Below are 19,277 nucleotides of genomic sequence, written 5' to 3' on the forward strand. Positions count from 1 at the left end.
GTACCGGGCCCCTCGCATCGGGGCATGGTCCTAGGTCGTGTCCGCAGAGTCTCGTCTGGCCGGCGGTACTTTGCGGACACTCCCTAATCCCCCGGACGCAGGTCCGGGCTCAGGCGGGCAGGCCCCAGCGCGGTGCTTCGGCGGTCGCGGGCACCGGGCGGATCGTCAGGTCGGGGCGGTCCCCGGCCGCTGTGATCAGGGCGGATCCGCCCTTGGGCAGGGCGATCCGGACGGTGCCGGGGGCGGTCTCCTCGTACGCCAGAGGGTGGCCGCTCCGGTCCCGGATCTCGATCGGGCCCTCGATGCCATGGCGTACGAGACAGGGCGCGCCGGCCTCGCTGGTCAGCCGGACCCACCGGGTCCGGCCCTCTTCCCGCACCGCGCTGAGCAGGAACGCGCCCTGGGTGCGGAAGTCGTGCACGGTCAGTTCGCGCCAGGCCGCGGGCAGCGCGGGGAAGACCCTGATCGTGTCGCCCCAGGACTGGCAGACCATGTCGTGCAGCGACTGGGCGGCGGCCAGCGGGGTCTCGATGACCGGGCCGGACTCCTTGTACATGGTGTTGGCCTGGATGAACTGCCGCATCAGGGTGGACAGGTACGTCAGCGCGTCCTCGCCCTTCCCGAGGAGCGCGGAGATCGAGGCGGCACCGGTGAAGGTGTAGCCCTGGAGGGCTCCGGTGAAGCCGACCCAGTGCGCCAGGGACTTCTCGATCAGGGCGCGTTCCTCGGTGGTGCGGCCCGTGACCTCGTGGAGCGGATAGACGGCGAGCAGGTGGGAGAAGTGCCGGTGCGACTTGGCGAAGGGGATGTCCGCGCCGATCATGTAGCCGTTCGCGTCGACCGGGTAGGGGGCGAGCCGGGTGAGGACCTCGCTCCAGCGGCCCGACATCTCGTCGTCCAGACCGAGGGTCCTCGCCGATTCGACGAGGGTGGCGCAGCCCCAGCGGAGCAGCATCAGGTCGTAGTTGCAGTCCCGGGTGATGCCGCCGTACTCGGGGGAGTAGGTGGCGGGCAGATGCAGTCTGCCGTCCGGGCCGGGGGTCAGGAAGTGCAAGTAGTAGGCGACGGCCCTGCGCAGGAGCGGGAACAGGGTGTCGCGCAGGACCGACTCGTCCATGGAGTGCCGGTAGGAGAGCCACACGTTGTGCAGGGCCCAGGTGAGGTTGCCGATCTCCGGGGTCGGCGTCGCCTCGCCCGGGATGCCGACCGGGAACGTGGCGTTGAGGGCGACGTCACCGCTGCGCAGCTTCATGTCGGTGGTGCGCGCGATGCCCGCCGAGTCCGGGCGGTAGGGCGCCGGCACCTGCTGGGAGAGGCTGTCACGGAACTCGCCCAGCGCCCTGGCGACCGCGTCCATGTCGAGGTGGTTGGAGCCGTGGAGCAGCCAGTACTCCAGCTGCACGTTGAGGTTCCACCAGGTGGCGGGCCAGGGCGTCGGCTCCAGCCACGGCCCGCTCGTCGCCATGACCGGGGCGTCCTTGCGGGCGGCTGCGGCGAACTTGTACAGCTGGATCCAGTAGAAGCGCTGGAGCCCGGCGTCCGGCAGGGAGAGGAAGCTCTTGCGGTAGTAGCGGAGCCACCAGGCGCGGTGGGCCGGGGTGTGGACGTCGTACGGGGCCGTGCTCGCCGCCCGCACGGTCCGTACGGCCCGGTCGCGGGCGGTGGTGCCGGGGAAGGAGTGGGCCACGCTCACGTACAGCGTGCGCCGGTCCTCGTCCTCCCGTATCCGCTCGTGCCACGCGGTGACGTGCTGGCCGCCCGCGAGCAGGGGCTGTACGGCGGCGTGGACCCCGTCCAGCTCCTCGACGGTGGCGGGCGGGTTGGGTCCGTAGCCGGGCGGGCGCGGCATGAACGCGACACGGGGGCTGACGGCCTGCGCGGGACGGAAGACCCAGCGGAAGTCCCGCTCGTCCCCGGCCGGGGTCACCTCGACGGCCATCAGCGCGGACGAGGTGTGGACGAACGCGCGCAGCGCGAGGCTGCCCCGGTCGGTCGTGACCGTGCCGGTCAGCTCCGCTTCGCGCAGGCCGAGCCGCCAGTCGACCGCGGTGATCGTGCCGACGGGCTCCAGCGTGAAGTGGCCGATCGGGAGGCGGGCGAGACCGAAGAGCGACCCGAACTCCGGCCGGTGGTCCTGCACCTCGGAGTGCTGGACGTTGAAGCGGACCGCGTTGGCGCCGGGCTCCGCGTAGATGCCCGAGCCGAGGAACCCGTTGCCGAGGAACGGGCCCTCGTACCAGGTCTTCGGCATCCGCTTCCAGACCAGGTCGGCATCGTCGAGGACGGTGCGCCAGCTGTCGGCGGGGGAGTGGACGACGGGCGCGGCGGCAGGTGCGGGACCCGTGAGCGCGGCGGCGGCCTGGGCGGGGACGGCGGCGCCGGCCAGCACGGCGCCACCGAGGGCGCTGCCGGTGGCGAGAACGGATCTGCGGGACGGGCAAGGTTCCGGAGCTGTGGGCAAGACGTCTCCTCGAAACTCAACGCACATAGATTCATCCGAGCTATACCTTCAGGGAAGGTAGGCATGGGGTGTCCGAGCGTCAATAGGCCGGAAGAGATCCGATGTGTAGAGGTGATGCGGAGGGATGTCAGCCCCAGATGACGGCGACGAGCCACGCGCCCGCCACCAGCAGGCAGGCGAACAGCTCCACCAGCACCGAGTAACCGGTCGCCCGCATGACGGAGCGCACCGACGCCCAGCCGGCGCCCCGGCTGCCCAGCCTCAGCCGCTCCGCACCGTAGATCGCCCCGACGTACCCCACGACCGCGCCCACCACGGGCAGCACGAAGAACCCGGCGATCGCCGCGATCCCGCCGAGCGTCAGCGTCTTGCGCGGGGCGCCCGACGCGGCGGGCCGGCGAGGCGGCAGCAGCGGTTTGAGCGCCTGGTTCAACAGGAGCAGGGCCGTTGCTCCGATCAGTACGACCCAGGCGTCCTGGCCCACGTCCGTCAGGGCCCACCACAGCACGGCGGCCCAGACCATCGCCGGCCCCGGAACGCCGGGCACCAGCACGCCGACCAGGCCGACCAGCATGACCACGCCGACGGCGACGAGCTGCCACACACCCATTCCACCAGCCTGCCGGAATCCCCCGATTCCTGCCCGTCAGCGCAGGTCCGAGGGGGTTCGCCGCCCGCCGTCAGGCCCGTGGCGTGCGCGCGACCCAGCCCCGCTCGTACGCGTGCCAGCCCAGTTGCAGCCGCGTCGACACTCCGGTCAGCTCCATGAGGCCCTTGACCCGCCGCTGGACCGTCCGCAGTCCCAGATCCAGCTGCTTGGCCACACTCGCGTCGGTCAGCCCGGCCAGCAGCAGCGACAGGATCTCCAGATCGGTCGGATCCGGCCCCGTCGTCTCCTCCTGCGCCCAGCCGCTCTCACCGAGCCGCAGCGGCATCGCGTCGCGCCACACCGCTTCGAACAGACCCATCAGAGACTCCAGCAGTCCGCTGGCATGGACGACCAGCGCCGCCGGCTCCGCACCGCGCCCCGTCAGGGGCACCATCGCCAGACTGCCGTCGGCCACGACCAGCTTCGTCGGCACCCGGTCGACCACCCGGCACTGCTCGTTGCGGCTCAGGGCCGCCGACAGCTCCAGGATTCCCGAGGGCAGCGCCAGCACCTCGCGCTCCACGACGACCCGGTAGGCCACCCCGCGGTTCGCCGCGCGCTCCTCCGACTCGTTCTCCATGCCGCTCACCGCGATCGGCTTCCCCGTGACCAGGGCGCAGACCTCCGACACCGCACCGAGCTGCAACTGATGGAAACGGTGGGTCACCGCGCTCGCTCCGGTCACCACCTCCACCAGGTCGTGCACCGCGGGCTCGCTGGCCTCCGCCCGGTACTCCTCGGCCAGCAGTGCAGCCGCCAGCTCCGCCTGCTCCAGCTCGTGCCGCTGCTGGATCAGCAGGGCGCCCAGCGCCACACCCGGCGGGGCGGCGACCCAGCGCCCGGGCCTCGCCGACGACTGCGCCGCGAGCCCCTGGTGCTCCAGCCGACGCAGCGCACGCTCCGTATCCGCCTGTGGAACCGCCAGTCGGTGCGCGAGATCGGAGACCTCCGCCGCCCCTGCCGCGACAAGCGCGCGGTACGTCGCTTCCTGTCTCTCGTCGAGACCTATCGCACCCAGCATCCTCGACCCTCCCCGGCCTTGGTGGTCGCACAACGTGTGCTCCGGCCGACCGGCCGTGGCGGAAAAAGGCCACGGCGTAAACCCGCCGCAGACATCATCCCCCGTACCAGTGGCCACTCTGTCAATGTGGCGCCACCGCAGCACCAACAACCTCCGGAACGTGGCGCCTTGCGCTGCTTCACACCGGAATGACCTGGGGAGAGCGATGCGCCCGATATCGCGTACGGCACTGGGACTGGCCACCGCCGCCGTCCTGGCCGTCACCGCGATCGCACCGTCCGTGGCGGCGCCACAGGACGATGCGACCACCGACAGACCGCTGACCGGCAGCGCGACCGCAGCCGCGAGGGCCGTCAAGCCGGTCACCGTCACCCTCGTGACGGGCGACAAGGTTCTGGTGACCACTGACGGTTCGGGAACCACCTCCGCCACCGCACTGCCCCGCGAGGACGGCACCGTCCCCCTCGTACAGACCCGGCAGTCCGGCAAGGACCTGTACGTCTACCCCGAAGCCGCCGTCGACGCCCTCGCCGCCGACACGGTGGACGAGGAACTCTTCAACGTCACCGGTCTCATCCGCCAGGGCTACGACGACGCACACGCCAAGACCGTCCCGCTGATCGCGACCTACACCGGGCAGGCCGCGCGCAGCGCTCCCGTCACCCCGCGCGGCGCCGAGCGCGGAGTCCATCTCGCGGCCATCGACGGCGTCGCGCTCAAGGCCGACAAGAAGAAGGCCACCGACTTCTGGGCCGATGTCACCGCCACGCGGTCGCGCTCGGCCGCCGGCCTCAAGAAGCTCTGGCTCGACCGCCAGGTCGAAGCCAGCCTCGACCGGTCGGCCAAGCAGGTCGGGGCCGACCTCGCCTGGGCCGCCGGCTACGACGGCAAGGGCACCAAGGTCGCCGTCCTGGACACCGGCGCGGACGCCGAGCACCCCGACCTCAAGGGCCGGATCGCCGCATCCGAGAACTTCACGGACTCCGACACCACGGACGACCGCCAGGGCCACGGCACCCACACCGCCTCCACCGTCGGCGGCAGCGGCGCGGCCAGCGACGGCAGGAACAAGGGCATCGCCCCCGGCACCGACCTCCTCGTCGGCAAGGTCCTCAACGACCAGGGCTCCGGCGCCTCCTCCTGGATCATCGCCGGCATGCAGTGGGCCGTGGACAACAAGGCCGACGTCGTCTCGATGAGCCTCGGCAGCGCCGTACCCACCGACTGCACCGACCCGATGAGCCTCGCCGCCGAGGAGCTCGGCCGGAGCAAAAACACCCTGTTCGTGATCGCGGCCGGCAACTCGGGCCCCTCCCTGAACACCGTCTCCTCACCGGGCTGCGCCCCCAGCGTCCTCACCGTCGGCGCCGTCGACCGCGACGACTCCACCGCAGGATTCTCCAGCCGCGGACCCGCGATCGTCTCGCACACCCTCAAGCCCGAGATCGCCGCCCCCGGCGTCGCCATCTCGGCCGCCGCGGCAGGCGGCCGTGGCCCGTACGCGTACCGGGCGATGTCCGGTACGTCGATGGCCACCCCGCACGTCGCGGGCGCCGCCGCCATCGTGAAGCAGCGCCACCCCGACTGGACGGCCCAGCAGATCAAGGCCGCGCTCGTCTCCTCGGCGAAGAGCGACATCCCCGGCGACGTACGGGAGACCGGCGGCGGCCGGCTCGACGTCGAGGCCGCCATCGGCACCCGGGTCACGGGCGCCCCCGCCGTCCAGGGCGGCACCTTCAACTGGCCGCAGGACGCCTCCGACCGCACCACCGTCGAGGTCCCCTACACCAACACGGGTTCCGCACCGGTCACGCTCTCCCTGCGCGTCGCGGGCGTCACCGGCAACGACGGCTCGGCCGTCCGCTCGGCCGTCGCCCGGCTCGCCGACCGCAAGGTCACCGTCCCGGCCGGCGCCACCGTCACGGTCCCCCTGACGATCGACCCGACCGCGCAGCTCGCCCGCAGCCAGTACGGCGACGTCACCGGACGCGTCCTGGCCACGGCCCCGGGCGGCGTCGACGTCTCCACCCCGTTCTCGCTGTACGTCGGCGCCGAGACCGTCACCCTGCGCGTCAAGCTCGTCGACCGCACCGGCAAGCCCGCGAGCGGCTCCTCCTCGCTCGACGTCATCGGCACCGACACCGCGACCGGCGAACGCCGCTTCAACGACGGCGCCACCGACCAGGTCTACCAGGTGCGCCCCGGCGCGTACTTCGTCTCCGGCTTCGTCACCTCGCCCGACCCGGCGGACGCCACCGGCAGGATGGTCGAGTCCGTCGGCTACCTCGCCAGGCCGCAGCTGAACCTCACCAAGGACACCACCCTGGTGCTGGACGCCCGCAAGGCCCACCGGGTCCAGGTGCGGACGGAGGACCGCACGTCCGAGAGCCGCTCCACGACGCTCACCTTCGGCCGCAGCTGGGACGACGTCTGGCTGCACTCGGGTTCCATCACCGGCGGCCGCGCCATCAAGAACTACGTGGTCGACGTTCAGGGCAAGGCGAGTGACGGCGACTTCGAGTTCGCCAGCTACTGGCGTGCGTACGCTCCGCAGATCGAGAAGCTCTCGGTCGTGGGCGGTGCCACACTGCACCCGCAGACGGCGAGCACCGGCTCCGTCAACCTCGACGGTACGGGCGAGGCACAGCTCGTCGACGCCGGCACCGGCACACCCGCCGAACTGACCGCCGCCGATGTCGCGGGCAAGATCGCCCTGGTGAAGGTCGCCGACGACGGATTCATGACCGTCCAGGCGCGGAACGCCGAGGCCGCCGGCGCAAAGGCGATCATCGTGCACCGGCCGTCCGCCGGCGCCTGGCTGCCGTCCGTCGGCTACGGCCCGGCGCCGCTGCCCTCCCTCGGAGTCGAGGCGAGCGAGGCCGCCGGACTGACCGCCGCTCTCGCGGATGGTCCCGTGACGCTGCGCTGGAAGGGCACGGCCGCCAGCCCGTTCGTCTACAACCTAGGCTTCCCCGAGACCGGCCCGGTCACCTCGGACCGTACGTACAAGGTCCGTGACAGCAAGCTCGGTAAGTCCACGGCCACGTACGAGGCCATGGGCATCGCGGCCGACTACGTCGACTCGATGGTCGTCGCCGGGCCGTTCGGCGCACGCTTCAACGCCGGAGTGTTCGACACCGTCGCTGCCCCCGGCAAGCGCACCGAGTACTACTCGGCGGGCGACCGCCGCTGGGAGCGCTACCTCTCCTCCAGCTTCCCCTGGGGCGAGACCATGTTCGACAAGCCCCGTACGTACAAGGAGGGCCAGCAGCGCACGGAAAGCTGGTACCGGGGCATCCTCGGCCCGTCGACGCCGCTCACCACGCAGGGCGAGCAGCTGCTCGCCGCCGAGCGTCAGGACAACCTGATCGGCGTTGCCCCCGGCTTCTGGGCGGACAGCGAACACGGCGGTATGCAGGGCTCCTTCGGAGACCTGGGCGGCATGACGCTCAAGAGCGGTGGCGAGGTGCTCGGCCAGTCCGGCTGGCCTTCCGGGGTGTTCACCGTCCCGGCCGGGGACGCGGCGTACGAACTGACCATGATGACCATGAAGGTCGGTCAGCCGGCTGCTGTGTGGAAGCGGTCGACCCGCACCGAGACAACGTGGAAGTTCCGCTCGCACCGCGAGGAGAACACCTACTCCCAGGGCATTCCGCTGCTCTTCCCGCACTACGACCTGGAGACGGACGGACTGAAGACCCTCGCGGCACAGGACGGTCAGAAGATCGGCCTGAGCGTCAGCGGCCACGCCGGCTACACGCCCGGCGAGCTCACGGCGGCCACGGTCTCCTACTCGTACGACGGCGGTGAGACCTGGTCCCGGGCCACCACCGCTCGCGACGGCGGCCGGTGGACGGCGACCGTCGATCACGCGGGTGCGGCGGGCAAGCCCGTCACTCTCAAGACTGAACTGACGGACGCCAACGGAAACTCCGTCATCCAGACCGTGGTCGACGCGTACGCCGTGCGCTGACCACGTCCCGACCGGTCCGCCGGGCGTCCCTCCCGTGGGGGGTGGGGCCGCCCGGCGGACCTCTTTTTCCGGATGACCCGTTTTCGTACGCCTCCCGCGGTGGACAATAAGGGCATGAGTCAGCAGGGGGAGAGGCCCGCCGCCCACGAGGACGACTGGTGGCGCAGGCTGTACGACGAGACCGCACCGGACACCGGCCCGAGCGGCGCGGCCGACAGTCTCGACGACCGCTTCGACTCCGCGTCGGATGCGGTGGGTTCGGCGGCGGACCGCGTGGACGCCGATCCGGTGCGGGAGCAGGTGGCCGAGGGCGAGCGGGAGCCACGGTCGGCCTCGGCCGTACCGGCGCAGGAACGGATGGCCGAGACGCAGCCGCAGACGCCGGCGGAGTTGCAGACGCCGACGGAGTCGCAGCCTCGGCCGCCGACGGAGCTGCCGGTTCCGGTTCCGGGGCCGGGGCCCGTGCCTGAGCCGCCGTCCGGGCCCGTGCCGCCGCCCGTGCCCGTACCGCCCACCACGTCACCGCCCGTCATGGCGGTCCGGGCTCCCTGGGAGCCACCGTCCGGATCCCGGCCGCCCCGCACCTTCCCCGCCCCTCCGCCACAGCCGCCCACTCCGCCGCCGCCCCCGGTGGCCGAGTCGGCAGAGGCGGCCGGGGCGAGCGCCGGTGCCGGTGAAAGGGAGCCCACCACCCGCACCGCCACCGACACCGTCCCGGACGGCGTCCCCCTTCCCGCCTCCCGCCCCCCGCTCGACTACCTCGGCGACCGGCCGCCGACGTACGACGCCGAACCCACCGCCCTGCCCGCCTCCAGTTCCATGGACCTGCAGGGGCTCGTTCCCGACACCGTGCTCGACGGCGCCCGGTACGGCACGTACACCCTGCGCGCCGCCTCCGTGCGCGGCGACTCCGCCCGCTTCCGGGGCGAGCCGCGCCGCGACGCCCTGCTCACCGCGCGCTTCGGAGCCGCCGAAAGCGCCCTCGTCCTCGTCGCCGTCGCCGGCGGCGCACGCGCGGCCGAAGAAGCGCACCTCGCGGCGGCCGACGCCGTCCAGTGGATCGGCGGCGCCGTCGGCCGAAGCCACGCCCGGCTTTCCGACGACATAAGGGCGGGCCGCCGCGGCGACCTCAAATCGGGTCTGCACCGCCTCACCGACCGCACCTACGGCAAGCTCCGCGCCCGTGCGGCCGAGCTCGGGCTCGAACCCGGCGACTACACCGCGAGCCTGCGCTGCCTCCTCCTGTCGGCCGATCCGCAGTGCCGCACCCGCATCTTCTTCGGCGTCGGCGCCGGCGGCCTCTTCCGGCTCCGCGACGGCGTGTGGCAGGACCTCGAACCCCGCGTCCCGGACGCCGGGGCCGTCACCGGCGAGGCCGTCGTCGGCTTCGGGTCCGCGCCGCCCGGCGGAGCGGACAGCGAGGAGGGACCCGACGGCGACCGGCTGACCATGGATCTGCAGATCACGACGCCCCCGTCCCCGTACGTCGAGAGCCCCGTGCCCCCGCCGTCCGAACCCTTCCGCTTCCGAGCCTCCGTCGCCTGTCCGGGCGACACCCTGCTGCTGTGCAGCAACGGCCTCGCCGACCCGATGCGCGGCGAACCCGCCCTCGCCAAGGAACTCGCCGAGCGCTGGTCGGCCGCCGGACCGCCGGGACTGGCGGCCTACCTCGCGGACACCCAGCTCCGGATCAAGGGGTACGCCGACGACCGCACGAGCGCGGCCGTCTGGGAGGCGTGATCGCACGGCCCATGGGTTGATGGACTCCGGAAGAGCACGGAGCACAGCGGAGAGGGTGCGCCCCCATGGCCAAGCAGAACGTGTCGGAGCAGTTCGTCGACATCCTCGTGCGGGCGGGGGTGAAGCGGATGTACGGCGTCGTCGGCGACAGCCTCAACCCCGTCGTCGACGCCATCCGGCGTAACGCGGCCATCGACTGGATCCAGGTCAGGCACGAGGAGACCGCCGCGTTCGCCGCCGGTGCGGAAGCCCAGATCACCGGCAGTCTGGCGGCCTGCGCCGGCTCGTGCGGGCCCGGGAACCTGCACCTCATCAACGGCCTCTACGACGCCCACCGCTCCATGGCCCCCGTGCTCGCTCTCGCCTCCCACATCCCGTCCAGCGAGATCGGTCTCGGCTACTTCCAGGAGACCCACCCGGAGCTGCTCTTCCAGGAGTGCAGCCACTACAACGAGATGATCTCCCACCCGCAGCAGATGCCGAGGCTGCTCCAGACGGCCATTCAGCACGCGATCGGCCGGGGTGGCGTCAGCGTCGTGTCGATGCCGGGCGACGTCGCCTCCCGCCCCGCCCCGGAGAAGTCGATCGAGCACGCCCTCGTCACCTCCCGGCCGACGGTCCGGCCCGGGGACGGGGAGATCGAGAAGCTCTGCCGGATGGTCGACGAGGCGAAACGGGTGACCCTGTTCTGCGGCAGCGGCACCGCGGGCGCGCACGCCGAGGTCATGGAGTTCGCGGAGCGGGTGAAGTCCCCGGTCGGGCACGCGTTGCGGGGCAAGGAATGGATCCAGTACGACAACCCGTACGACGTCGGCATGAGCGGGCTGCTCGGCTACGGGGCCGCCTACGAGGCCACCCACGAATGCGATCTCCTCATCCTGCTCGGCACCGACTTCCCGTACAACGCCTTCCTCCCCGACGACGTGAAGATCGTCCAGGTCGATGTGCGCCCCGAGCGCCTGGGCCGGCGGTCCAAACTCGACCTCGCCGTCTGGGGCGACGTCCGCGAGACACTGCGCTGTCTCACCCCGCGGGTGAAGGCCAAGAGCGACCGCAAGTTCCTCGACCGGATGCTGAAGAAGCACGCGGACGCGCTGGAAGGCGTGGTCAAGGCGTACACGCGCAAGGTCGAGAAGCACGTGCCGATCCACCCCGAGTACGTCGCCTCCGTCCTCGACGAACTCGCCGACGACGACGCCGTGTTCACTGTCGACACCGGCATGTGCAATGTGTGGGCCGCGCGCTATCTGACGCCCAACGGCAAGCGCCGGGTGATCGGTTCGTTCAGCCACGGATCGATGGCCAACGCGCTGCCGCAGGCGATCGGCGCGCAGTTCGTCGACCGGAACCGGCAGGTCGTCTCGATGTCGGGCGATGGCGGATTCACCATGCTCATGGGCGACTTCCTCACCCTGGTTCAGTACAACCTGCCGGTGAAGGTGGTCCTCTTCAACAACTCCTCGCTCGGCATGGTCGAGCTGGAGATGCTCGTGGCGGGGCTGCCCTCGTTCGGGACGACGAACAAGAACCCGGACTTCGCCGCCGTCGCGCGGGCCTCCGGAGCCTACGGAGTACGGGTCGAGAAACCCAAGCAGCTCGAAGGCGCCCTCAAGGACGCCTTCAAGCACAAGGGGCCCGCTCTCGTCGACATCGTCACCGACCCGAACGCGCTGTCCATCCCGCCGAAGATCAGCGCCGAGATGGTGTCCGGCTTCGCGCTCTCCGCCAGCAAGATCGTGCTGGACGGGGGAGTGGGCCGCATGCTCCAGATGGCCCGCTCCAACATGCGCAACGTGCCCCGACCTTGACGGCCCGACAGTGCACGTTTCCCGCGCCGGGGGTCCTCTGTGCCCTCCTCACGCCGGAGTCAGCCTGACCGTCAGGATCTGGAACGGCCGCAGCGACAGTACGAGACCGTCCTCGTCCGTCTCCGCCTCGTGCAGCGGCCGTTCCAAGAGGTCGGTGATCTGCGCCCGCACGACGGGGAACGAGGTGCGCAGCCTCGCATCGGCGCGCCCGCCCGCCGATTCGTAGAGCCGCACGACCACATCGCCGCTGCGGTCCTCCGCGAGCTTCACCGACTCCACGGTGACCGCCGGATTCCCGGTGGCGACGAGCGAGGGCACCACCGGTGCCACCGCCGCCCGCAGTGGCAGATTGAGGGCGAGCCCCTCCCGTACCGCGTCCGTGACCTCGGCCCCCGGCGCCAGCGAGTAACGGAACCGGTGCGTGCCCAGGTCGGTCTCGGGGTCGGGGCTGTGCGGGGCGCGCAGCAGCGTCAGCCGTACCGTCGTGCCGAGACCCGAGGCGTGCGGGATCCGCGTCACGTCGTGGCCGTACGTCGAGTCGTTGAGGAGCGCGACCCCGTAACCGGGCTCCGCCACCCGCAGCCACCGGTGGGCGCAGATCTCGAAGCGGGCCGCGTCCCACCCGGTGTTGTCGTGCGTGGACCGGTGGACATGGCCGAACTGGATCTCGGCCGTGGAGCGTTCGGCATGCACGTCCAGCGGGAAGGCCGCCTTGAGCACCTTCTCCGACTCCTGCCAGTCCACCTCGGTGTCGATGTCGAGCTGCCTGCTGCCCGCCGCGAGCCGCAGCTCCTGCACGACCCGCGACCTCCCGAACGAGCGGACCACACGCACGGCGGCCCGCAGGGGCCCCTCCTCGACCAGCTCGACCGATTCGGCCTCGGTGAGATCGGTGCGCGAACGCAGATAGTGGCGGTCGATGTCCCAGGCATCCCAGTGGTTGGGGTGATCGGGGTGCAGCTGAAGGAGGTTGGCCCGGTGCCCCGGGGCGAGGACGTCCCGCCCGGCATCGAGATCGCGCACCGCGCAGACCAGCCCGTCGCCGTCGACCGTGACGCGCAGCAGCCCGTTGTCGAGGACGAGGCAGTTCTCCGGCGCCCGGACGGCGGTCACCGGATGCCGCGCGACGGCCGAACCGTCCAGCGGACCCGCCCCCAGCCCCGGCGTCCGCACCAGCACCGCCGTACGACCGTCGCCCAACGGCTGCGTATGCGCTCCCGAAGGCAGGACATCAGTCGCCTCCGCGTCGAGCTCGATCACTTGATCCCGTTCGTACGGAGACGAGTTGAGGGCCACCATCCCCTCGGGGTCTCCGAGCGAGGTGACCGCCTCGGCGACCAGGTCGGCCAGCTCCGCGCGCACCTCCTCGTACGTGTCACGCGCCTCGCGATGCACCCACGCGATGGACGAACCGGGCAGGATGTCGTGGAACTGGTGCAGCAGCACGGTCTTCCACACCCGGTCCAGCGCCTCGTACGGATAGGCGTACCCCGGCGACCTCAGCGCAGCGACCGTTGCCCACAACTCGGCCTCGCGCAACAGGTGTTCGCTGCGACGGTTGCCCTGCTTCGTCTTGGCCTGCGTGGTGTACGTCGCGCGGTGCAGCTCCAGATACAGCTCGCCCGACCAGACCGGGGCCTGGGCCCCGTACTCCTCCTCGGCCGCCGCGAAGAAGGCCGAGGGCTTCTCGACCTCGACCCGGGGCGAACCCTCCAGATCCCGGAGCCGGCGCGCCCGCTCCATCATCTCCCGGGTCGGACCCCCACCGCCGTCGCCCCACCCGAACGGGACCAGCGAGCGGGAGGCCCGCCCTTTCTCGGCGAAGTTCCGCTCCGCGTGCGCGAGTTCACTGGCATGCAGCTGGGAGTTGTACGTGTCCACGGGAGGGAAGTGCGTGAAGACCCGGGTGCCGTCGATGCCCTCCCACCAGAACGTGTGGTGCGGCATCTTGTTCTGCTGGTTCCACGACAGCTTCTGCGTCAGGAACCACCGCACCCCCGCCAGCCGCGCGAGCTGCGGGAACGCCGCCGTGTAGCCGAAGGAGTCCGGCAGCCAGATCTCCTCCGTCTCCACTCCCAACTCCTGCTCGAAGAAACGCTTTCCGTGCACGAGCTGCCGCGCCAGCGCCTCGCCCCCCGGCATGTTGGCGTCCGACTCCACCCACATCGAACCGACCGGCGACCACTGCCCGTCCGTCACGGCCTGCTTGATCCGCTCCCAGATGTGCGGCTGGTTCTCCTTCACCCAGGCGTACTGCTGGGCCTGGGAGCACGCGAAGACCAGCTCCGGGTAGTCCCGGGCCAGCGCGGTGACGTTGGCGAAGGTGCGCGAGGCCTTGCGCACCGTCTCCCGCAGCGGCCACAGCCACGCCGAGTCGATGTGGGCGTGCCCCGCCGCCGAGATCCGGTGGGCGCTCGCCGAGGCGGGCCGGGACAGCGCATCGGCAAGCTCCGCCCGGCCCGCCGACGCCGTAGCCGCCACCTCGTGCAGATCGAGCGCGTCGAGCATCCGCTCCAGCGCCCGCAGGATCTCGTGGTGTCGTGAACGGTCCTCGGGAAGCTCCCGCATCAGCTCGGACAACACCTCGATATCCAGGACGAGATGCCAGACCTCCTCGTCGAGAACGGCGAGCTCGGCCGAGGCGAACCGGTAGATCGGACGGTCGCCCGCGGTGGTCACGTCCCCCAGGTGGGTCGGCTCGAAGCCCCGCTCCAGCACATAGGGGTTGGACGCCGCCTCCAGGAGCAGTGCGACGGGCTCCCCGCCGGCCGCCTCGGCCGCGACGAGGAGATGGCGGTTGCGCGGGTGGATGCCCTTGAGGGGGACGCCGTCGGAGTCGTACAGCATCCCCTCCGCCTGGAAGCCCGGGCCGTGACCGGAGAACCCCGGGTCGACGACCACCTCGACCCGGCGGCCCGCCCACTCCGGGGGCACCTCGCCCGTCAGCCGGAACCAGCTGGTGGACCACGGCCTTCCCCACTCCGCACCGGCTTCGAAGGGCTCGTACGTCCCCTTCAGCGCCTCCGCCACCGGTACGGGTTCGCCGGGGGCATGCCAGACGGACAGGGCGAGCGGGGTCCGCGCCGTGTACTGGGCGGGGCGGATGAACTGGTTGAGGGCGCGTTCGAGACGGCCCTCCACCAGTGCGCGGTCGTCGTGCATCACGGCTCCTCGGGGTCGGCACCTGCGGATATCCATGGCTCTACTTCCCCGAAGGGGACGGCGACACCCGCGGGGAAGAGGGGAGTGTTTTGCGGCCCGTGATCCCATGACGACACGTCATATTCCGTGCTTTCGCGCACCCTTGGCACTCACAGAGCAATGTGACATATTACTGCCGTGCTCACGAGACACCCCCTGGACGTCGTCATCGTCGGAGCCGGCGTCGTCGGCGCCGCATGCGCCTACTACGCCACCCGGTCCGGACTCGACGTCGCAGTGGTCGACCGCGGCCCGGTCGCGGGCGGCACCACCGGAGCGGGCGAGGGAAACCTCCTCGTCTCCGACAAGGAGCCCGGACCCGAACTGGACCTCGCCCTGCTGTCCAGCGCCCTCTGGCAGGAACTCGCCGACGAACTGCCGGCGGACATCGAGTTCGAGCGCAAGGGCGGGCTGGTCGTGGCAGCCGGCGAGGCTTCGCTCGCCACGCTCACCGCGACAGCGCGGGGCCAGAACACCGCTGGTGTGACGGCGTACCCGGTGACATCACACGGTCTGAAAGACCTCGAACCACACCTGACACCCGGACTCGCGGGCGGCTTCCACTACCCGCAGGACGCCCAGGTGCAGCCCGCCCTGGCCGCCGCCCATCTGCTGCGCGCGGCTCGCGATGCCGGGGCGCGGCTGTACGCGGGCGAGGAGGTCGTCGCGGTGCTCACCGGCCCCACGGGCGACGTGCGCGGCGTCCGCACCAGCCGGAGAGAACTGCACGCCCCCGCCGTCGTCAACGCCGCCGGTACCTGGGGCGGCGAACTGGCCGCCCTGGCCGGAGTCGAACTGCCCGTCCTGCCGCGCAGGGGATTCGTCCTCGTCACGGAACCCCTGCCGCGGCTGATCCGGCACAAGGTGTACGCCGCGGAGTATCTGGGAGACGTGTCCAGCGGATCGGCCGCGCTCCAGACCTCCCCGGTGGTGGAAGGAACGCCGTCCGGCCCCGTACTGATCGGGGCGAGCCGCGAACGGGTCGGATTCGACCACTCCTTGTCCGTCCCCGCCGTCAGCAGGCTGGCCGCTCAGGCCGCCGCACTGTTCCCGGTCCTGGCCGATGTCCGGGTCATGCGCGCCTACCACGGGTTCCGCCCGTACCTGCCCGACCACCTGCCCGCCATCGGGCCCGACCCCCGGGCTCCGGGCCTCTTCCACGCCTGCGGACACGAGGGCGCGGGCATCGGGCTGGCACCCGCGACGGGACGACTGATCGCCGACGCGCTCCGGGGCGACGCCCCCGTCCTCGATCCGGCGCCGTTCCGGCCCGAACGCTTCGACCATTCCCGGGAGGCGGCGTGAACACCGACGGTGGAGAGTCCGTGCCGCGCACCGAGGCATATGGAGCCCCTGTGACACGTACGCCCGGCCGCCCGAACGGCAGCCTGCCCGGTCGTGTACTTCGCCGGATTTCCGGGCGCGGGCACGCGGGCACACCCGCACGCGCACGTGACGTTGCCGAACTGGTCGGGGCGTCGCCGGGAACGGAGTTCGAGCTCTCCTTCGACGGGCGCCCGATCCGCGCCCTGCCCGGACAGAGCATCGCCGCGGCGCTCTGGACGGCCGGCATCCTGTCCTGGCGCACGACCCGGGTGAACGGGAATCCACGGGGCGCCTTCTGCGGAATCGGATCCTGCTTCGACTGCCTGGCCACGGTCAACGGCCGCCCCAACCAGCGGGCCTGCCTGCTGCCCGCACGCCCCGGCGACACGATCACCCCACAGAAGGGCGACGGACATGGCGAACTCCTCCGGTGAACCAGGTGTCGAGCGACCGGGTCCCCGCGACCGCGAACACCGATCCGGCCGGGAAGAGTTCGGCGATCCCGCGCCGTCCGATCTCCTCGGTCTGCCCGATCCACCCGACCTTGCCGTCGTGGGCGCCGGGCCCGCAGGCATGACAGCGGCGGTCACCGCAGCCGATCACGGGCTCGACGTGGCTGTCCTCGATGCTGCGGCGGCGACCGGCGGTCAGTACTACCGCTCCCCGGCCCCCGCCCTCGGCGCCACCCGGCCGGAGGTCCTGCACCACGACTGGGCCGCGTACGAGAGGCTTGCCGGGCGGTTCGAACTGCACCGACGTGCCGGTCGCATCCGCCATTTCACATGGCACCAGGTATGGGCCGTCGAAAGCACGGGGGACACCTGGACGCTGCACGCGGTCACCGGGCCCGAGGGGACGGGCAGTGCGGCCCTCGAAGCGCGACATCTGCTGGTGGCGACCGGATCCCACGAGCGCCAACTGCCTTTCCCCGGCTGGACTCTGCCCGGTGTCGTGGGAGCGGCAGGCGCGCAGGCCATGCTCAAGTCCGGCCTGGCCCTGCCGGGCCGTCGCATCGTCGTCGCGGGCAGCGGACCGCTCCTCCAAGCGGTCGCGGCCTCCCTGGTGAAGGCGGGCGCAGACGTTCCGCTCCTCGTCGAGGCGGCCGGATACACGGCGTACGCGAAGGCACCGCGCACCTTGGCCGCCAATCCCGGGAAACTGGCGGAGGGCGCACGCCACGGGGCTGCGCTCCTGCGCCACAAGGTGCGGGTCCTGACCCGCAGTGCGGTGACGGCCGTCCATGGTGGCGACCGGGTAGAAGGTGTCACCGTCAGCCGCCTGAACGGAAGTTGGCGTCCGATCCCGGGCTCCGGCCGACACTACGACTGCGATGCCCTCGCCGTGGGACACGGGCTCGTACCCCAACTGGAACTCGCCACGGCCCTGGGCTGCGCCACCCGCACCGGCACCGACGGAACGCACGCCCTGGTCCTGGACGAACAGCTGCGGACCACGGTGCCCGGAGTGTGGGCCGCAGGTGAGGTCGGCGGTATCGGTGGCGTTGAACTTGCCAGGATCGAGGGTGAGTTGGCGGCGCTCTCGGTGGTCCGTCATGCGCGAGGGGTAGCGACTTCGAGGGGGCGGGGCCATGGCGGCAGGACCGCCGCCCTGGTCCGGGGCCGTCGCAGAATGCGTGCCTTCGCCGATGTGATGGGTGCCGTGCACCGGCCTGGATCCGGCTGGCGGGGATGGCCGGCCGAGGACACCGAGGTCTGCCGGTGCGAGGAGGTCACCGCCGGACGTATTCGCCGTGCGGTGGACGAACTCGGCGCAGGAGACGCCCGCAGCGTCAAGCTCCTCACCAGGTCAGGAATGGGCTGGTGCCAGGGGCGCACCTGCGGCTTCGCCGTACGCGAACTCGCCGGTCCGGAAGATGTTTCCGCAGCCGGCACGACCGCCGACCGCCGACCCTTCGCCTGCCCGGTACCACTGTCCGTACTCGCTGAAGCGGCTGAAGCGGCTGAAGCGGCTGAGGCGGATCGGGTCGTCGACGGCGGCTGCGCCGGAGAAGTCCGCCCGTAAGTCCGTGGCAGGCCATTTCACGGTCACACCTGCTATCGCACGGTCACACCTGCTATCGCAGGGTGACATGTCACATCTCCTATAGCTGTCTTACCTCTTACCGCTCGCATCTCCCGCACCTCTCGTACAAGGAGTCCCGATGCAGACAGACACCGTCCACGCCCCCCGCACCCGCCCCTGGCACGGCGTCATGGTCGCCACCCCTCTTACCCTGCGCGCCGACGGTTCCGTCGACTTCGATGCCTATGGGGAGCACGTCCGCAACCTCGTCGAGGCAGGCTGCGACGGCGTTGTGCCCAACGGCTCCCTGGGGGAGTACCAGACCCTCACCGACGAGGAGCGGGACCAGGTCGTCCGGGTCGCGGTCGACGCGGCCGGCGACGGCGCCAGGGTCATGCCCGGTGTGGCCGCCTATGGCAGCGACGAGTCCCGTCGTTGGGCCGAACGGGCCGCGGAGGCGGGCGCGGGTTCGGTCCTCCTGTTGCCCCCGAACGGCTACAAGTGCGAGGAGGACGCCGTCCGGGCGCACTACGCCGCGGTCGCGGAAGTAGGGGTTCCAGTCGTCGCGTACAACAATCCGTACGACACCAAAGTGGATCTGACCCCCCGACTGCTGGCGCGGCTCCACCGCGAGAACAGCATCGTCGCCGTCAAGGAGTTCAGTGGCGACGTCCGCAGGGCCTACGAGATCGCCGAGCAGGCCCCTGGGCTCGATGTGCTCATCGGTGCCGATGACGTGCTGCTGGAACTGGCGCTCGCAGGAGCCGTCGGATGGATCGCCGGGTGCCCCAACATGCTGCCCACCACCTGCGTCGAGCTGTACCGGGCCGCTGTGACAGGTGACATGGCAACGGCTCTCCCCCTCTACCGTCAGCTCCACCCGCTGTTGCGCTGGGACTCCAAGCCGGAGTTCGTGCAGGCGATCAAGGCGTCCATGGATGTCGTCGGACGCCACGGCGGACCCACCAGGCCGCCCCGCTTCCCGCTGTCACCGGAGTCCGCCGCAGCCGTGCGCGCAGCGACCGAGAAGGCACTCGCCGAAGGCATGAACTGACCATGAACTGACCAACGGGCCT

11 protein-coding genes are annotated in these 19,277 nt (G+C 71.3%); 7 read left to right on the forward strand and 4 right to left on the reverse strand.

From position 1 onward, the window contains the following. Nucleotides 1-109: 109 nt before the first annotated feature. The 3 genes from OG230_RS28585 to OG230_RS28595 form a co-directional block, all read right to left on the reverse strand. On the reverse strand, nucleotides 110-2,461 hold the full coding sequence (locus OG230_RS28585; RefSeq protein WP_328906604.1) for a glycosyl hydrolase family 95 catalytic domain-containing protein: 2,352 nt from the start codon (nucleotides 2,459-2,461) through the stop codon (nucleotides 110-112). Between the two features lie 127 nt (nucleotides 2,462-2,588). Then, nucleotides 2,589-3,071: a DUF456 domain-containing protein gene (locus OG230_RS28590; RefSeq protein ID WP_328906605.1), complete on the reverse strand. Its 483-nt coding sequence runs from the start codon at nucleotides 3,069-3,071 to the stop codon at nucleotides 2,589-2,591. A 70-nt stretch (nucleotides 3,072-3,141) separates the two neighbouring features. Further along, nucleotides 3,142-4,131, reverse strand: a complete 990-nt coding sequence (locus tag OG230_RS28595; RefSeq protein ID WP_328906606.1) for a helix-turn-helix domain-containing protein — start codon at nucleotides 4,129-4,131, stop codon at nucleotides 3,142-3,144. Nucleotides 4,132-4,336: 205 nt separating this feature from the next. Between OG230_RS28595 and OG230_RS28600 the strand changes: the two genes are divergently transcribed. From OG230_RS28600 to OG230_RS28610, 3 genes are all read left to right on the forward strand, one after another. Further along, nucleotides 4,337-8,104: a S8 family peptidase gene (locus OG230_RS28600; protein ID WP_328906607.1), complete on the forward strand. Its 3,768-nt coding sequence runs from the start codon at nucleotides 4,337-4,339 to the stop codon at nucleotides 8,102-8,104. 114 nt (nucleotides 8,105-8,218) lie between these two features. Then, the gene (locus OG230_RS28605) at nucleotides 8,219-9,844 is read left to right on the forward strand and encodes a protein phosphatase 2C domain-containing protein (protein WP_328906608.1); all 1,626 of its coding nucleotides are present in this window, start codon (nucleotides 8,219-8,221) and stop codon (nucleotides 9,842-9,844) included. Nucleotides 9,845-9,909: 65 nt separating this feature from the next. Then, nucleotides 9,910-11,652 carry a pyruvate dehydrogenase gene (locus tag OG230_RS28610; RefSeq protein WP_328906609.1) on the forward strand — a complete coding sequence of 581 codons (1,743 nt, stop codon included), beginning with the start codon at nucleotides 9,910-9,912 and terminating at the stop codon, nucleotides 11,650-11,652. Nucleotides 11,653-11,700: 48 nt separating this feature from the next. On the opposite strand, the gene OG230_RS28615 is transcribed toward OG230_RS28610, so the two are convergent. Next, entirely contained in the window at nucleotides 11,701-14,814 is a 3,114-nt protein-coding gene (locus OG230_RS28615) for an alpha-mannosidase (RefSeq protein WP_328906610.1), read from the reverse strand. 177 nt (nucleotides 14,815-14,991) lie between these two features. Here OG230_RS28615 and OG230_RS28620 point away from each other — a divergent pair, with 177 nt between their 5' ends. From OG230_RS28620 to OG230_RS28635, 4 genes are all read left to right on the forward strand, one after another. Further along, nucleotides 14,992-16,158 carry an NAD(P)/FAD-dependent oxidoreductase gene (locus OG230_RS28620; protein WP_328906611.1) on the forward strand — a complete coding sequence of 389 codons (1,167 nt, stop codon included), beginning with the start codon at nucleotides 14,992-14,994 and terminating at the stop codon, nucleotides 16,156-16,158. A 107-nt stretch (nucleotides 16,159-16,265) separates the two neighbouring features. Then, complete coding sequence (locus OG230_RS28625; RefSeq protein ID WP_328911565.1) at nucleotides 16,266-16,613, forward strand: (2Fe-2S)-binding protein; 348 nt, start codon at nucleotides 16,266-16,268, stop codon at nucleotides 16,611-16,613. A gap of 139 nt (nucleotides 16,614-16,752) precedes the next feature. Further along, nucleotides 16,753-18,201 (forward strand): FAD-dependent oxidoreductase, encoded by a 1,449-nt coding sequence (locus tag OG230_RS28630; protein WP_443051604.1) that lies wholly within the window; start codon nucleotides 16,753-16,755, stop codon nucleotides 18,199-18,201. Nucleotides 18,202-18,340: 139 nt separating this feature from the next. After that, nucleotides 18,341-19,255 carry a dihydrodipicolinate synthase family protein gene (locus OG230_RS28635; protein ID WP_328906613.1) on the forward strand — a complete coding sequence of 305 codons (915 nt, stop codon included), beginning with the start codon at nucleotides 18,341-18,343 and terminating at the stop codon, nucleotides 19,253-19,255. The last annotated feature ends 22 nt before the right edge of the window (nucleotides 19,256-19,277 follow it).

The sequence above is a fragment of the Streptomyces sp. NBC_00234 genome (assembly GCF_036195325.1).
Taxonomy (GTDB): domain Bacteria; phylum Actinomycetota; class Actinomycetes; order Streptomycetales; family Streptomycetaceae; genus Streptomyces.

Bases quoted from the DNA above. Each gene is read 5' to 3' on its own strand.
- OG230_RS28590 (WP_328906605.1), bottom strand. From the start codon at position 3,071: ATGGGTGTGTGGCAGCTCGTCGCCGTCGGCGTGGTCATGCTGGTCGGC.
- OG230_RS28595 (WP_328906606.1), bottom strand. From the start codon at position 4,131: ATGCTGGGTGCGATAGGTCTCGACGAGAGACAGGAAGCGACGTACCGC.
- OG230_RS28600 (WP_328906607.1), top strand. From the start codon at position 4,337: ATGCGCCCGATATCGCGTACGGCACTGGGACTGGCCACCGCCGCCGTC.
- OG230_RS28605 (WP_328906608.1), top strand. From the start codon at position 8,219: ATGAGTCAGCAGGGGGAGAGGCCCGCCGCCCACGAGGACGACTGGTGG.
- OG230_RS28610 (WP_328906609.1), top strand. From the start codon at position 9,910: ATGGCCAAGCAGAACGTGTCGGAGCAGTTCGTCGACATCCTCGTGCGG.
- OG230_RS28615 (WP_328906610.1), bottom strand. From the start codon at position 14,814: ATGCACGACGACCGCGCACTGGTGGAGGGCCGTCTCGAACGCGCCCTC.
- OG230_RS28630 (WP_443051604.1), top strand. From the start codon at position 16,753: ATGACAGCGGCGGTCACCGCAGCCGATCACGGGCTCGACGTGGCTGTC.
- OG230_RS28635 (WP_328906613.1), top strand. From the start codon at position 18,341: ATGCAGACAGACACCGTCCACGCCCCCCGCACCCGCCCCTGGCACGGC.